This window comes from Zhongshania sp. R06B22 (assembly GCF_040892595.1).
GTDB classification, from domain to species: Bacteria; Pseudomonadota; Gammaproteobacteria; order Pseudomonadales; family Spongiibacteraceae; genus Spongiibacter; species Spongiibacter arctica.
The window spans coordinates 3,115,749-3,131,513 of the sequence record NZ_JBFRYB010000001.1 but is presented as its reverse complement, the minus strand read 5'-3'; the positions used below and the strand labels follow the sequence as shown (position 1 = coordinate 3,131,513).

At 48.3% G+C, this 15,765-nt stretch carries 15 protein-coding genes and 2 pseudogenes; 16 read left to right on the top strand and 1 reads right to left on the bottom strand.

The features are described from left to right. The first annotated feature begins 27 nt into the window (after positions 1-27). The 16 genes and pseudogenes from AB4875_RS14265 to AB4875_RS14200 all read left to right on the top strand — a co-directional run bounded on the left by AB4875_RS14265 (position 28) and on the right by AB4875_RS14200 (position 15,409). On the top strand, positions 28-807 hold the full coding sequence (locus tag AB4875_RS14265) for an SDR family NAD(P)-dependent oxidoreductase (RefSeq protein WP_368376729.1): 780 nt from the start codon (positions 28-30) through the stop codon (positions 805-807). A gap of 2 nt (positions 808-809) precedes the next feature. After that, positions 810-1,430, top strand: a complete 621-nt coding sequence (locus AB4875_RS14260; protein ID WP_368376728.1) for a nuclear transport factor 2 family protein — start codon at positions 810-812, stop codon at positions 1,428-1,430. Between the two features lie 24 nt (positions 1,431-1,454). Next, on the top strand, positions 1,455-2,543 hold the full coding sequence (locus tag AB4875_RS14255) for an alkene reductase (protein ID WP_368376727.1): 1,089 nt from the start codon (positions 1,455-1,457) through the stop codon (positions 2,541-2,543). Between the two features lie 151 nt (positions 2,544-2,694). Next, positions 2,695-2,916 carry a penicillin-binding protein gene (locus tag AB4875_RS14250; RefSeq protein ID WP_368376726.1) on the top strand — a complete coding sequence of 74 codons (222 nt, stop codon included), beginning with the start codon at positions 2,695-2,697 and terminating at the stop codon, positions 2,914-2,916. Positions 2,917-3,274: 358 nt separating this feature from the next. Further along, positions 3,275-4,201 carry an SDR family oxidoreductase gene (locus AB4875_RS14245; protein WP_368376725.1) on the top strand — a complete coding sequence of 309 codons (927 nt, stop codon included), beginning with the start codon at positions 3,275-3,277 and terminating at the stop codon, positions 4,199-4,201. A gap of 18 nt (positions 4,202-4,219) precedes the next feature. Further along, positions 4,220-4,531 carry a hypothetical protein gene (locus tag AB4875_RS14240; RefSeq protein WP_368376724.1) on the top strand — a complete coding sequence of 104 codons (312 nt, stop codon included), beginning with the start codon at positions 4,220-4,222 and terminating at the stop codon, positions 4,529-4,531. A gap of 141 nt (positions 4,532-4,672) precedes the next feature. Next, positions 4,673-5,461, top strand: a complete 789-nt coding sequence (locus AB4875_RS14235; RefSeq protein WP_368376722.1) for an SDR family NAD(P)-dependent oxidoreductase — start codon at positions 4,673-4,675, stop codon at positions 5,459-5,461. A gap of 475 nt (positions 5,462-5,936) precedes the next feature. Further along, entirely contained in the window at positions 5,937-6,386 is a 450-nt protein-coding gene (locus tag AB4875_RS14230) for a DUF2846 domain-containing protein (protein ID WP_368376721.1), read from the top strand. A gap of 352 nt (positions 6,387-6,738) precedes the next feature. Further along, complete coding sequence (locus AB4875_RS14225; protein ID WP_368376720.1) at positions 6,739-7,254, top strand: RDD family protein; 516 nt, start codon at positions 6,739-6,741, stop codon at positions 7,252-7,254. A 222-nt stretch (positions 7,255-7,476) separates the two neighbouring features. After that, positions 7,477-7,917, top strand: a complete 441-nt coding sequence (locus AB4875_RS14220) for a hypothetical protein (protein ID WP_368376719.1) — start codon at positions 7,477-7,479, stop codon at positions 7,915-7,917. Between the two features lie 144 nt (positions 7,918-8,061). After that, entirely contained in the window at positions 8,062-8,412 is a 351-nt protein-coding gene (locus tag AB4875_RS14215) for a hypothetical protein (RefSeq protein ID WP_368376718.1), read from the top strand. A gap of 520 nt (positions 8,413-8,932) precedes the next feature. Continuing rightward, positions 8,933-9,592, top strand: a complete 660-nt coding sequence (locus AB4875_RS14210) for an amidohydrolase family protein (protein ID WP_368376717.1) — start codon at positions 8,933-8,935, stop codon at positions 9,590-9,592. Between the two features lie 386 nt (positions 9,593-9,978). Beyond that, positions 9,979-10,272, top strand: a pseudogene (locus AB4875_RS17405) (transposase family protein); the annotation flags it as partial. Between the two features lie 471 nt (positions 10,273-10,743). Continuing rightward, a complete protein-coding gene (locus AB4875_RS14205) occupies positions 10,744-13,407 on the top strand; it encodes a TonB-dependent receptor (RefSeq protein ID WP_368376716.1) in 2,664 nt (887 codons plus the stop codon). A gap of 481 nt (positions 13,408-13,888) precedes the next feature. Continuing rightward, positions 13,889-14,138, top strand: a pseudogene (locus AB4875_RS17400) (DDE-type integrase/transposase/recombinase); the annotation flags it as partial. 284 nt (positions 14,139-14,422) lie between these two features. Continuing rightward, positions 14,423-15,409 (top strand): hypothetical protein, encoded by a 987-nt coding sequence (locus tag AB4875_RS14200; protein WP_368376715.1) that lies wholly within the window; start codon positions 14,423-14,425, stop codon positions 15,407-15,409. A gap of 58 nt (positions 15,410-15,467) precedes the next feature. On the opposite strand, the gene AB4875_RS14195 is transcribed toward AB4875_RS14200, so the two are convergent. Beyond that, positions 15,468-15,734 (bottom strand): hypothetical protein, encoded by a 267-nt coding sequence (locus AB4875_RS14195; RefSeq protein ID WP_368376714.1) that lies wholly within the window; start codon positions 15,732-15,734, stop codon positions 15,468-15,470. Positions 15,735-15,765: the final 31 nt, after the last annotated feature.

Here is a 15,765-nt window from a genome sequence, read left to right as displayed (position 1 = left end):
CGGATTAAATATCCATAGGAGAGCGTTATGAGTAAAAGATTGCAGGACAAGGTTGCCATCATTACCGGAGGTGGACAGGGTATTGGCGCGGCCACTGCCATTCGTTTTGCCGAAGAGGGTGCCAAGGTGGTGATTTGCAGTCGCCGCATGGAACCGCTGACATTGGTGGCTGAGCAGATTGCTGCAATGGGTGGCGAGTGTCTGCCACTGTCGGTCGATATCAGCAAAGAAGAAGCTGTAAAAACACTAGTGGCCGATACTATAGGTAAATTTGGTCGCATCGATATTATTGTCAATAACGCGGTGGCGATGGTCCCTGGGATGATAGCTAGTCATAGCACTCGCGCTTGGCTGCAGAACTTCCAAGTTTCACTGGATGGCGCGATGTTCTTGATGCGTGAATCCTATCCTCAGTTGAAAGAGAATCATGGCGCGGTGGTCAATATCTCCTCGGTGTGTGGTTTAGCAGGATCAGTGGGAACCGCCGGTTATAGCGCGGCAAAGGCGGCCATGATTGCGCTAACTCGCAATGCCTCCATTGAATGGGCGCCTAAAGTTCGCTGTAACGTTGTTGTACCGGGCGCCTTTCTTACGCCCGCGCTAGAGTCTGTTAATCCCGATGAGGCAAGCCAGAAAGCCACAGGGAAAACAATTCCATTGAAACGTATTGGTAATCCGCGTGAATGCGCCAATGCGATTTTATTTTTAGCCAGCGATGAGGCGTCCTACATTACCGGCGCAGTGCTACCGGTTGATGGCGGTCGTATGGCTGAACTGAATACCGGTGCTGCGGCCTGGGGAGATTAATGATGCCGCAGTCAATCGAAGCACGCATAGATCGTCTGGAATCACTCGACGAAATTCGCCAGTTGGTTGCTAAGTATTCTCTGTCTCTCGACATGCGTGATCTCGATGCTCACGTAAATTTATTTGCTGAGGATATTCGAGTTAGCCGCGAACTCAGCGGTCGCAGTCATTTAAAGGCGTGGTTAGACGATACCCTGCGTCAGCAATTCACTGGCACCTCGCATCAAGTCGGTAATCACATTATTGAGTTTACTGATCCGGACAAGGCCGTGGGTGTGCTGTATTCCAAGAACGAGCATGAGTGCGGTGGCGAGTGGGTCATTATGCAAATGTTGTATTGGGATGATTACCAGCGTATTGATGGACGCTGGTATTTTCGACGGCGTCTGCCCTGTTATTGGTATGCCACAGATTTGAATAAGCCGCCTATTGGCGATATGAAAATGCGCTGGCCGGGCCGCGAACCCTATCACGGCGCCTTTCATGATCTGTTCCCGAGCTGGAAAGAATTTTGGCTAAATACGCCAAAAGATAATCCTGAAGTGGCTGCCCCTGCACCCATTGACGAATTCTTAAATACCCTGCGCAGGGGTACGCCCGCACCAAAAATTAGGGTTCGGTAAATACAGTCTCCAAAAGGCAGCAATATGTCAGTTATTGAAAATTCAACATTATTAGGCCCGGTGAAATTGGGGCGTATTGAACTTGCTAATCGCGTTGTGATGGCGCCGATGACCCGTTCCCGCGCCGACGTGATGGGTGATATGCCCAATGCCTTGATGACCGAATACTATCGCCAGCGCGCCGGTGCCGGACTGATTATTACCGAAGGCACTCACCCCAGCGCTGAGGGCAAAGGTTATTGTCGCACCCCCGGTTTGTATAACGCAGCCCAGCAACAGGCCTGGGCTGATATTTGCGCGGCAGTTCACGGCCAAGGTGGCAAAATTGTTTTGCAGTTAATGCACTGCGGTCGGGTGGCCCACCCAGCGAACAAAGTTGCTGAAGATGGCAGTGTTGCCCGCACTATTGCGCCATCTGCATTGGCGGCTAAAGGTCAGGTGTATACCGAAGACGGCATGCAGGACTTTGTGATGCCAGAGGCAATGACCCAGGCGGACATTGAACAAACTATTGCTGATTATGTGGCCGCAACTCGTCGAGCCTTCGCAGCTGGATTTGACGGCGTGGAGTTGCATTGCACCAGTGGCTACCTACCGGCTCAGTTTTTATCCACTGGCACCAATCATCGAACTGACCAATATGGTGGCAGCCTGCAAAATCGTCTGCGTTTTGTGCTGGACTTGGTCGCCGCTATGGCGGCGGTCGATGGAGCGGATCGGCTGGGTATGCGTATCTGTCCTGGCAACCCCTTTAATGATCTGGCAGACGACAATAATCAGGAAACCTTTGCGGCTTTACTTCAAGCACTCGACCCACTGGGTTTAGCGTATTTACACGTTATTCGTATGCCAAAAATCCAAGACAATGTGGCCCTGGCCAAGGCCAACTTTAGTGGCCCGTTAATACTAAACGAAAGTTATAATCAGCAGGAGGCTGCAGCGGCGCTCGCTACTCCCCAAATTGCCGGGATCTCCTTCGGCCGTGCATTTATCGCCAATCCGGATCTGGTGCATCGTTTTCAGCATGCCTTGCCACTGAGCAATATCGATCCGTCTACATTGTATACGCCCGGCGCCAAAGGCTACTGCGATTATCCCGTGGCCCCAGCATAGCGGTGTCTGAGACGATGCGTGGGATCCTTGCTTGCGAGGTGTAGCTGATTTGAGCAACACGCGCTCCGCTACTTTGCACTGAATTCACCTAGCGAAGCCCATTTTATGTCGGTAACATCGCCAGACAATGCATTAAAAAATGAGTGTTTACATGAGTGAAAAAATGAACGAGTCGGATTTAAACGCGCTGAAAATTGCGTTTACTTATATGCCGAAAGCCATTGAAGTCACTAAATATGAGTATGGCGATAGCCACCAAAAAGTACTGGATCATATTGAGGCAGTCAGAGAAGTCTTACTCATTAACGACGTTGACCCCGACGAGGTTTATGGTGAAGTAAATCCGGAAGCTACGCCTAATTCAACATATTAATTTGATGGCTTTAAGAGCTATTTTTTAATCTGTGTTGTAGATATTTTGGGCATGCTAGGCCTCACCGCAAGCTAAGTGAAGACCGCCAAAAAGTAATTTAGTCTAGACATTGATTCTGGTATGACCTGAGGCAGTGGTGAGGTTCCCCAAGGCTATTAGTATCCGGGGGATGGTATAGTCAGTTATCCAGATTTAAATCTGCAAGCGGTCATTAAGTAGTGAAAGGGCCGTTTGGTCTCGGCCAGCCACTTCGTATATTACATCGCATCCATAAATAGGCAGTCTTACTCGCCTCGGGTATGCTGTAGGGTATAGCAGTCGCCCGTTAACCCTCCCGCTAATTACAAAGAGTAGCATCATGAGAAAAAAGATTTTTTCAAAAAAAGCTGACGCCGAAGCCGTTACTGAGGGCAGAGATCTCAGCGGTAAGAATATTGTTATTACCGGCATAAACTCCGGGATTGGCCATGAAACTATGCGCGTATTGGCCTTGCGTGGCGCCCATATCATCGCCTGCGCTCGCAGCATGGAAAAAGCCCAAAAAGCCTGCGATAGCATCACTGGCAAAACGACTCCGGTGGTCTGCGAACTAAGCGATATGGCGTCGGTAAAAAATTGTGCCGAAACCATTCAAGCCCTAAACATCCCTGTCGACGTCATTATCTGCAACGCCGGTATTATGGCCTTACCGAAACCGCAGGTAAAAGACGGTCTAGAGCTGCAGTTCTTAACTAACCATATGGGCCACTTCCTGCTGGTATATTTGCTTCAGGAGCAGCTAAAGGCAGCCAATAAAGCACGTATTGTTATGCTCTCTAGCGCCGGACACATGGCAGCGAGTAAACGCGGCATTGATTTTGACAATCTTGATGCGGCCAAAAGCTACGGCGCGTGGCAATTTTATGGGCAGGCAAAGCTGGCCAATCTATTAACCGCCATTGCCTTTAATCGACATCTCGGCGACGCCGGCGTTACTGCCAATGCTATCCATCCTGGAGTTATTAACACCAACCTCGCTCGCGACGTGGGTGGGCTAGTTGGTATCGCCATGAAAACTGCGCCGGTTAAACGACTACTCGATATGTCTATCGCCAAGTCAATTCCCCAAGGCGCTTCAACGAGCTGCTTTGTCGCCACCCACCCATCGCTCGATGGTATTGGCGGCCGTTATTTTGCTAATAACGCTGAGGCAAAGCCGACCAAGCTTGGCCGCGATGAAGAATTGGCAGAGAAGCTGTGGGCATACTCAGTTGATTATCTCGCACCGTATATTAAAGCTGCGTAGTTGTGGCCGGTATTCAATTTGGCCCGCCGCGCGGTAATAAGCGCGGTGGGCCAATATCGATCTGTTCGTTATGCAAACCCTAATGTTTGTTCATCTTGCTATACCGCTTTTGCCGTTGCCCAGTTGTCCGGGGCGCTCAAGCTAGAGCAGTCCCCCTATCAATCATTGCGCCTAGCGCTTAGACAGGTAGATAACACAATATCCTGCCGTAGCGAGTACCAGAAATTTGTCGATGTCATGTTCTATGCCGATGATGACAAAGCGATATCGTTTGGGCAGGCGATGGAGAGGTCTAGGAGCTTAGTGGCGCTATTCGCGATGGACGGCTAGTATAAGTTCCAATGCCGGGCTCAATTTCTAGTCATATCGATGTGAACCCACATGTGAGTAGCAAAAAGTGTGGTGGTGGCAGCCTTCCGTAGAACTAGATTCCTAGCTTCGTTTATTTCCCCCCCCCATATGGAGCAGAAAATGGACACTACCCTTATCACTGGTGCTTCTTCTGGTATTGGCAAATCCCTAGCCGCGTTGTTCGCGCAGGGCGGCAGCAATCTAGTATTGGTGGCGCGCTCGCAAGCAAAACTTGAAGAACTGGCGCAACAACTACAAGCAGAGCACAACATTATGGTTTGGGTCGAGCCGGCAGATTTATCCCTACCCGGTGCGGCTAAAAAATTGGCCGCAAGTTTAGCTCGGCAAGATATTGAAGTTGATATGCTAGTGAATAATGCCGGTGTTTTAGAACACGGTAGGTTTGTTGAGATTGGCACCCAGGCTCACCGCCGTATGCTAGATTTAAATATTAGTGGCCTAACTGAAATGTTAGATTATTTTTTGCCTGCCATGGTAGAGCGTGGCAGGGGACGGGTTCTTAATGTGGCATCTATTGCGTCATTTCAGCCAATACCCAGTTTGGCTATATATGCAGCAAGTAAGGCCTTTGTGCTGTCGTTAACCGAGTCCTTGGCTGAAGAGCTTAAGGGCAGCGGCGTAAGTATTACTGCGCTGTGCCCAGGCATTACGGCCACCAATATGCTCAGTACGGCTCAAGAACATAGCGTCGGTCTGAATATTCCTGATTTTTTGATTGGCGATGTTAATGAGGTAGCTGCTGATGGCTACAAAGCGTGCATGAAAGGCGAGGTAATTGTGGTGCCGGGAGCAATGAACATGGCTGCAATACTGGCTGGCCGTGCAATACCTAAATGGCTGCTTAGACGAATAACTGGCTTTGCCGGTCGCTACACTACAGATCACTAAGTAGAACGGCTGTTAGCGCTATGCAACCGCTGTAAATCATTGGCATCTATTAGTCGAACAGTGGCCGCCGGCCACGCCGCCCGTTTGTCATCTTAAGGAAGCACCGCCTGAACGCTAAGGTGTTTGGCTCTAGTGTCACAAAAGCGGACATACAATACAGTTATAGCGGCCAGCTTAATAAATCAGTATATTTTTTCTTCGCGAAGATTTATGCTCGGTTTAAAGGAGCAGAGTGCTCGTTTTTCCAGCTCTCTCAAGAAAAAGATTCGTAAGATAAGCCACATAGGGAAATTGGGGCAAGAGATATGAGACCTCACCAAAAAACATATGCACTCGCACGCTTTATCGAAGCCCGGTTCAGCATAAACTCCCTTTATTTCAAGTGAATTCAATAGGTTGCGCTAGTTATGTTGGGTTGCCACTTCGGTAAACCCGAGCGCGCTTGATATACAAATGTTATTACTAAGGAAAGAGTATGAGGAAATTTTTAATCTTTACACTCGCCGCTTTATTGGTGGCATGTACAGCAACCGGGCCAGCTTTTCAACAAGTCGCGGATTCTAAGAACGATAAAGCTATAGCGTATTTTTACAGGCAAGCTGCGTTCTATGGTTCGGGTTTTTGTCCTGACCTGGTAGTAGATAGTAAAAAAATTGGATGTCTTAAAAATGGTGGATTCTTCGAGATCGAATTAGAGCCTGGAGAGCATACAGTACTTTTTGATAAGGGCACTTGGGAGCCGGATAAAGATCTTCGTGCAAATATATCCGTCGTAGCAGGTGAAATCTACTTTTATGAATATGGCTCAGTAATGACGGGAATGTTTGCAGTGCCTGGCTTCGCATTAGTTTCTGGAAAAGAAGATTTTTATCGTAAAACTAAAGAGTATTCTATCCCCATACTAAGAGGTTTAAAAAAGTCATGAAAAGTCATTAAAATCTTTCGGGTCAAAAAAAAGATCTCCACTGGACGCGCTAACACGAGGTTTGAAGCTCAATGCCTGAAGCTACAGAATAATCTATGATCTTCATCGGATTGCGTATTCTCGATCGTCCGCTTATTACCCAGATTAGGAAATGCATCCTGAACGCTGATGCGTCTGGCTCTAGCGTCACATTAGCGGACGTAAAAAGTCCGGGCAGGCTAATACCTTGGCTGCATACATCCACGTATTATCAAATCCTATTGCTATGGTACGAGTACTAGCGGGGAAAGACGGTCAAGAAGCTTATAATTAGTTGTCTTTAGCCTGTATATCAAACAAGGCGTTAAAATATATGACATCGACGGATCATCAATATGATACTTTTTGGCCGCGTTTTTGGGCGTTGTTAGTTGATGGGTTATTGTTCTTTCCGTTAATGTTTCTTGAGGACTTTATCTACGAAGGCAATAATTCTAAAAATCTAGTTTTTGGGGTGTATTTTTTATTCAGTGCGGTTAGTTACAGTCTTTATAGAATAGTGATGCATGGCAAGTATGGCCAAACACTAGGGAAAATGCTTCTGAAGGTGAAAGCAAGGTCAATACATGGAGGCTCCATGAGTTACCGTCAAGCTTTGCTAAGAGAAATCGTTCCGCTGGGCTTCTCGGTAGTGATTGCCTTGTTGTCGGCGAGCGCAATTTACTCTGGTGCAGCTCCCCATAATGCGTATGAGCTTATTCCAATCGCTCAGTGGTTCGACTGGGGGGCAACTTTATGGGTTGTCATCGATATAATGACATTTTTCTCAAGTTACCAGTGTCGAGCGCTTCATGATTTCATAGGTAAGACTGTCGTATATCGAATTTAATCAGCGGCCTTGTTCAAAGAAGCAATTTATTTGGGGGATTACCTTTGCAGCTCAGGAAATATGGCTTTAGGTGAGTAATATGACAGTGTCGTCACATTAGCGGTCAGTCGCTGATTTTCAGATCATCAATTTGTCTAGTAAACTAAGGGAAGTCCAACTCAACAACTATTTGGATGCTGCTTATATTGGAAACTACACTCTCCAACATGTTGAGCCAAGTAAATGAAATTTAGAAAGTTTGTATCGATCTTTTTGTTGTTGTTGTCTGTATTTTTATGGGTAAGTTTTACGGCTTTGAATCTCCGTAAGGATACGAGCACTTCGGGCGAGTTAATTGAGTTTTCATGTGTCGTTAGGTTAAGAGGTGATCATTATAAATTTGATATTAAAATACCTTCCGGAGAGCACCTGAATTTTGGCAGCGCGGGGCTTTCTTGTAATAAGTTTAAAGGAGTAGAGCTTGATCCAGGGGCTCAAATAACAATAATTCATAAGGTTAAAAGCGATTTGGTTCGTGGGCTAGTCGTAGATGGCGCTGTTATTTTGAAACCAGAAGATTCACAGAAGGCTGGGATTATTGGCGGGTTGGCGTTAACAGCTTTGCTATTATGGCTATCTTACTATTATTGGCGTCCTAAGAGACTTCCCCTCGAAGCCGATTAGGTGTTTTGCTTAGCAGCAAGCTGATCAGGTTTTACCGGAACGGGTGGGCAGATGTCGCCAGCAGAGTGGATGGATAGGGCCAGTGCACTTATTGCTGGGAGTGTTTGGCTCTAGTGTCACAAATGCGGGCGTTAGGAAATTAATATGGCAATGGTAAAATATTGGGTAATCGCGCTAGAAATTAACCAAAAGATTGGTGGAATGCTGATTCCACAAGAACGAGATGGTGTTTGGTTGAGTCCAAATTTGAGGGCTGCGGGATATTCTAGTGCAGCATATATCGATACAGAAGAGCTAGCGAAAGAATATCTTGGTGCGAGTTGTCCCATACTTGAAAAACGATATAAATATGGGTTCTTGGCCGAAATTCAACAGGCCCAATCTAGTGAAAGAAAGTCTGAAGTCAGTGACCTTGTTCGTAAGCACTCTTATATTATTAGAGAGCGATTAAGTAGCGGAAACATGCGTCCTAATAAGCGGGTAGAAAATTCCTAACAAGGCCATTAATTCGGAGCCTGATCACCACTTTGTGGCGTGGCAATGATGTAATCCATCGCCCATTGACCGTCCGTTTTTTACCAGATCAGGAAGTGAGTCTAGATACTGGGATTGTTTGGCTCTAGCGTCACATTAGCGGTCAGTCGCTGATTTTCAAATGATCAACTGGCTAGTAAACTCTGGGAAGTCCATACAAAGAGGCCCATGTGGTTCACATTTGTTTTTGTATTAAAAACTCTTACATGAGATTTTAGTGTTTATGTACTATTTAAATCCCCCGTACCAAAGTTCAGGGGAAAAACACATAACAAGGCAGTCAATGAACGCCTTTGTCCGTTATTTTGGCCCTGGGCCCCAGTAGAGAATTTCGATGATTGTTGATGCTTGGGCGCAACACCCCACTTTAAGACATACGCAAGACCCGATCTTTGAGTCACTCCGTCAGTGGACGAAGATGCCTATGCCGACAGTGGAAATCCCCGTAAAGATGACTCTAGCTATGATGGATCAGGCCGGTGTGAACCGGAGTCTGATTTCAGCTTGGGTTGCGCCTCGTAATGTCATGATCTCCAACGACGAGGTCGCGGGTTTCGTGGCTGAGGGCCAAGGCAGGTTGGTTGGAGTTGGGTCGGTAGATATATCGAAGCCAATGGAGGCTGTTCGGGAAATTCGGCGCTGCGTAAACGAGCTTGGGTTCAAGGCCATACGAGTCTTGCCGTGGCTCTGGGAAGTTCCACCGACCGATCGCCGGTTCTATCCCGTGTACACAGCCTGTTGTGATCTCGGCGTCCCATTTTGTACTCAAATTGGTCACACTGGGCCGCTCATGCCATCGGAGGTCGGTAGGCCAATCTACCTAGATCAGGTGGCGTTGGATTTTCCGGAGTTGGTAGTGGTTGCCGGACACATTGGTTACCCTTGGACAGATGAGGCTATAGCAGTAGCCACAAAGCATCAGAATGTTTACATCGACACTTCCGCATATACGGCTAAGAGATATCCGAAGCCTTTGGTTGAGTTCATGCGCAGCCACGGTCGCACTAAAGTTCTCTTCGGCACGAATTACCCAATGATCATGCCTGCCAAAGCGCTTGAAAATATTGATGAGTTGGCTTTAGGGGATGAGGTTCAGCAGCTTTTCCTGAGCGGGAATGCATGTCGTATATTCAATTTATAGTCGGCGCGGTGTGGCCCAATAGATCGTTGCAGCTGTAGAAAAACCTACCAATTTCTATCTGATGTTGTATTTTTTATCGTCCGCTTATTGCCAGTTCAGGAAGTGGCCCTTAGATACTGGGTGTGTTTGGCTCTAGCGTCACATAAGGGGTCAGGCACTTGTTAGCTTAACCAGTAACAACATTGGCTGTCTCGGCTGCCGTCATTGCTTTGCAGAAGAAGCAGTATTCTGTAGCTGCGATAGCCGTGACTGGCGCTGTTCTCAGTATACTTTTTTGGGATCGGTGTTAGTGGTAGTCATCGGTATCTCGGGTAAGCGTAACGGTAGCTGTTGCTATGCTTTGGCAATGGAGCAGTCTGCCGCATTGAATTATTCGAGGGCTGCCTATAACAATTGCGGAGCTGCGGTGTTGCGGTGTTGCTCATCGGAAGTTGATACCGGAGACGCTGCACAGCATCAAAGTATATGAGAATAACCGCGCCGAGAAATCGCAAGAATTGAGTGGGATGAGGGAGCGAGGCATGCGGAAATTCAAGTCAGCTCGGCAGGCTCAATAATTTTTGACGGCTCATGCGGCGGTTTCAAATGTATTCAATCTTGGTCGTCATTTGATTCGAGCTGAAACGTTTCGTCATCGTAGGGAAGGTGCGTTTTCAGAATGGGAAAGGGCGGTTGTTTGAGTTGGCGGAGTGTCATTGTTTGCAGCTCAGAAAGTTAACTTGTCAGTACCCTTGGTTGTGTTAATGCATTCAGGACGTCTACGAGAGGTGTTTATGAAGTCCATTGCCTACTACAGCCAGGCAAGACCGTATCAGCATAACCGTGATCGTAGCTTGTGTGCAGCCGAGGGGTAGTATTGGATTGGCCGCTAAGTTCTTGTCAGTTTTACGTTGCCGCTACAATGGAGTCTCCTCGGCTTTCGGGTTATGATTCGATCGTGTGGATGTGTGTTTTCATGCATAATTAATGATAGATAAATGCTATATTTTGTATGGTTTTTGCTTGTGTTTTTAAGTTATGAGGCAGGTAGTTAAGTGGCTGCGGGGTGCGTGACTGGCCGTGGTGCTAAAGTTGTTTCTGCGTTGGCGTTAACCAAAATACTGTAACCATAATAATAACAGTCCCTACGAAGGGCATAGAAAAGGTCTCCTATGTATATATTCGGCTTAGCCTCGTTGTCTAAAAATTACGCCACTGTCATCAACGCTTCTCATTGTGCAGGCGGATCACGCTCTATTAATTTCGGTGTTTCCTTGCTGCTTTTGTCTGCGCTGGTCTCGTCGCCGATTAATGCGGCTCAACTGGAGGAGGTAGTGGTGACTGCGACCATGCGCTCCGAAAGCCTGCAAGACGTGCCAGTGTCGGTTAATGCCGTGGGTGGTGAGAAGTTATTTGAGGCGGGCATCGACAAAATTGAAGACTTGGCGGCCTATGTGCCCAATCTCACCATGTCGGAAACGGCTATCGGCACCAATATTTATATTCGCGGCATTGGCTCGGGCATAAATCAAGGCTTTGAACAGTCGGTGGGTATGTATTTTGATGGCGTCTCCTATGGTCGCGCCCAGCTGTCGCGATCGCCGTTTATGGACCTGGCGCGGGTAGAAGTATTGCGGGGTCCGCAAAATATTCTGCAGGGCAAGAACAGTATTGCTGGCTCGCTTAATCTTATTAGCGCAATGCCCGGACAGGAATTTGAGGCTTTAGTCTCGGTTGTTCATGAGCCCAGTCACGGGGAGGAGGTCTACGATTTCATGGTGTCGACGCCAGTCTCTGACACTTTTGGGCTGCGGGCCTCTGCACGAGTAAAGCGTTTCGACGGCTATATGGAAAATCTCACTTTGAATCGCGATGAACCAAGTCGCGACGAGATGACCCTGCGACTGGTACTTGATTGGGCCCTCGGTGATAACACCAGCGTGATGTTTAAAACTGAGCAGAGTATTTTTGATGGTACCGGGAGGCAGATAGAAATTGTTAACGACCGACCTTCAGTGCGCCCGGTAACAACGGGTGCTCAGGGCGATGACTTTAACGGTCGCACCTATGCAGAGATGCTGGATGAAACCAATTTGGTGATCGGCGGTTTGGTGATTGGTGGTCAACCTGTTGGCGCAGTGGTGATTCAAATTGACGAAGACAGTTCGGTGCTGAATAACTACCAAGATTTAAAGCGTTCCAATAATGGTGACTTCAGCAATAACAAAGTGGGCGCCCATATTCTAAAAATACAGAGCCGTGTGAATGACCATGAGTTCACATCAATATCGGCTTTTTTGAACTACGAGTTCACTGAAACCTGCGATTGCGATTTTACCGGTGGTAATTTGTTCAAGTTAGATTTGGCAGAAGACTATGAACAGTACAGCCAGGAGTTTCGTTGGATATCACCGCCCGCTGAAAATTTTGAGTTTATTGGTGGTCTGTATTTGCACAAAAGCTCATTAACTTTTAAAGATGGCTTCTATATTGATCGCAGCTGGACTGCCATTCCTGAGTTGTTGAATGCTTTGGATTATTCCGATGCCTTGGCGGCTATACAGGCTGGCAACCTAGAAGGTATCGGTGGTAGAGGGTCGTTTCCACCGGGAGATGCAGGAGATATTGTTGCCGGTTTAAACGCCAAACGAGACTTCACGACGGAGGCGTTTTTGGCATCCGCGTTTCTACAAACTACCTGGCATATCGCTGACACGCTGCGCTTAACATTCGGCGGTCGATATTCCTATGAAGAAAAGGAAGGCAGTCGTTACTTCGACTTCTTTGACCTCGATACTGGCCAGCGTCGCCCCGAGGGTGAGTTAGACGCGATCACCAGCAGGACCTTTCTCAGCGAACGCCACGATTTGAGCGGCGAACGTACAGAAGACTTCTTCTCGCCTATTTTAACGGTGCAGTGGGAGGCGACTGATGAATCCATGGTTTACGCGACACTGACGCGAGGCTTCAAATCTGGTGGCTACGATGCACGCTCGAATTCATCACCGTCACCCGACGATGCAATTAAAGACCACGACAATAACCCGCTGACGCCGGACTTAAATACCCGCAATATTGTAGGTAGCTTTGAATTCGATCGCGAGGTGGCCAATAGTTTTGAAGTGGGTGCCAAGAACACCCTGTTCGACGGTGTGATGGAACTCAATGTGGCATTTTTCTACACCGAATACACCGATCTGCAGGTCAGTGTATTTGATGGCACGCTGGGCTTTAATGTCGGCAATGCCGGTGAGGCGCGGACAATGGGGATTGAATTGGATGGTCGTGCGGCGCTGTCTGAAAACTTGCTGGTCAGCTTTTCCATGGCCTGGTTGGACTTCGAATTTACTGACTACGAAAATGGTCAGTGCTACCAAGACCGGGTGAATGCCGGCCGTGGCTATTCAAATAATGCGCCGCTTCCCGACTCCTATGTCGATGGCGTGCCGTTCTGTGACTTCAAAGGTAAGACCAATCAGTATGCTGCGGATATCAGCGGTAACCTCGGTTTTGTCTACAGTCTTGAGTTGGGCCGTAGTTGGGAGATGCGCAGCGGTTTGGATTTTGTGTTTACCTCAGCGTTCAACCCCACGCCGAATCTCGACCCGAGTATGGAGCAAGACGGCTATGTAAAAGTAAACGGTCGCTTGGGATTCGCACATATAGATCGGGGTTGGGATATCGCTCTCGTGGCTAAAAACTTGACCGACGAGCGCACCATTGGCTACGCCAGTGATACGCCTCTAGCCAATAGTAATCTCGGCACGGTGGGTCACTATGCTTTCGCCGACCGTTCGCGCAGTCTTGGCCTACAGATATCCAAGCGCTGGCGCTAGAGCGTTTTGACTGCGCCTGCTGAAGTTCAGGGTAGGTGAGTCCCATTATTGCTCCTACTTGGGGGTAAGGTGTTTTGGGATGCGGTAGTTGCCCCCAAATATGTCCCCACGTTGTGGTACTTGTCCTTGGGTGATGTGGTTCTGTACGCTGCTATTAAGCACTTTAATTGGTGCTTTTTTATCAGTAGGCTCAGTCATAGCGCGCCCGCTAGTTTTTAGGAAGGCGAAATGAGTAGAGCACTTCTATCTAGCACTGCGACTGTTGTTCGATTCTAGGTGTCGAATAGCAGTCAAAATGAACCCGCTGATTTCATGTGTAAATGGTATTCTTATTTCAAATTGGGCATTTTCAGCTAATTATCTGGATCAATTCATTTTGAAATTATTTATCTGAAATCGATGGTAATTCAATGCCAAGAAACAGCCAGTGCTCCCGCGTTGGTATTGCCAAGTTAACTCATAGTTTCTGCTAATGTGGAGTATCAACAACTACAAGTGCCACCGGTTTCCCCGCGATATAGAGGATTTAATGGTCGAGCGCGGGCTCACTGTAGTCGTGAGGCTATCCGGCTCTGTTGCATCAAATTCGGCGCTATTTAAACACGCTGATGGCGACGGAATCACCGGGGCTATGGTGATACGTTATACGTTGACGAAGGTTTTATATCGATCAATGGTAACGGCATTACCTTTGGCTAGTCGTGGATCAAGACGGCGAAGTTGTCGATGTGAAAACCTGCCGACTTAAACAAATTTTATTCTCCGCCAATCGATATGAATGAATCCTCTTAAATTATTTATTTTACAGGTGGTAATACCTGTTAATGATTTGCGTTGTATACGGTGGAGAATAGCGCATAAGGCCTATTTTGTTTAAAGCTGTTAAACTCGTATTCAGCAGCATTACAAAGTATAGCCAATGACTTTTTTCCGCTTATTGCAGAGTTATCTGGCCAGAATCGACGATCCAAATCTATGGGAAGAAACAAGTCCCGTGTATCAATGAGGTGGGTTTATGCCCGTACACCGCCAGTCCATGCACGTGACCTTCAAATTAGTGGACGCGAGCGACGATGAGCGCGAGTCGAGTCCTGAGGCTCTCGCCTCTTCGATCTGCGGGTGGGTGTTAGCGAACCACCTGGACAATACACTCTTGGTGTTCGATGCCGAGGGCAGGAGCCTTGGGGCGGTCGTCCCGACGAACAACGTGGGTTTTAAACTCAAGTGGAGCAGTGTACCTGGCGCCGCCACACCGCTTGGTGCGCCGCTCGATATCCCAAACCCTCACCTCGCACGACTCGTAAACACGCTTCTCCGCTTGGGCTTGCACACCACCCATCCGCTGACAAGCCTGCTCGAGGTTATTGAAGTGACCCGCGAGAAAAGGGACTCTCTGAGTGAGTTGCGCGATGCTAACCTCGCAACGCTGATTGGTCGGCCGCTGGCGGTGGTGCGCGCCACGGTGAAGATCGAGGTGGACAAGACCTCGGAGTGTGAACATTCAAAGGGTGCTGAAGAGCACGACAAGAGCACCATTACGGAGCAGCAACTGGACACGTGGGTTGGCGATTGTGGCGATCCCAACAATGGCGCCATCGGCTGCTTCTTAGAGGACGACTATGCACGATTCCGCCCGACCTGCCATCCCGCCAGTTCCTCGGACGCGACGCAGAAAAACCGCGACGGGGCATCCGGCCCGGACTGCGGCTACGTGCTGGCGGAGTCCACGTTCCAGCTACGGTTGAACGACAGGGCGAAGTTCCTCACGATCATCGCCGATCCACACGGCAGCATCCCGCTGACCGTGGATCGCTTACCAGTTCAGAAAATCGTCCTCCCACAGAAATCTATAGCGACGCCCCTCAAAAACATATCAGTCACTTTCCGGACCAGCCCCGTTCTAGCAGCCCGGTCGGAGTCCGTTATACCGACTCTGTCGCAGGGTGAAGAAGACTGGTCGTGGATAAAGCGACGCGATCACAAAAGCACTCGCAAAGAATAAATCGAAAGACGCCATTTTTGAAAGGCCAACAACGATACATCCAGCGTGGCGCAGCCGCCTACTTGGAGCTAATGATGCTACAAGCCATCGGGGTCAGGTCTTGTTGGCTAGCTAAGCCCCTTGAAATAGTTTCGCGCTCTACCAACGTCAATGAGATGGGAGCGCGGTTTCTGACACCACCATTCTGGGTGAGGATATTACTTGCGGAGCTATGATAGCGATCGAAGGCTCTGGCTATAGCATGTATGGAATCACCCTTTTCCCAGCGATCCCACATTTTGGCTTTCTGCGCTTCTGAGTAGTGGATTCGTTTTCTTTGTTTCATGGACGACACTCCTGTTCTGCTTCTACAGATT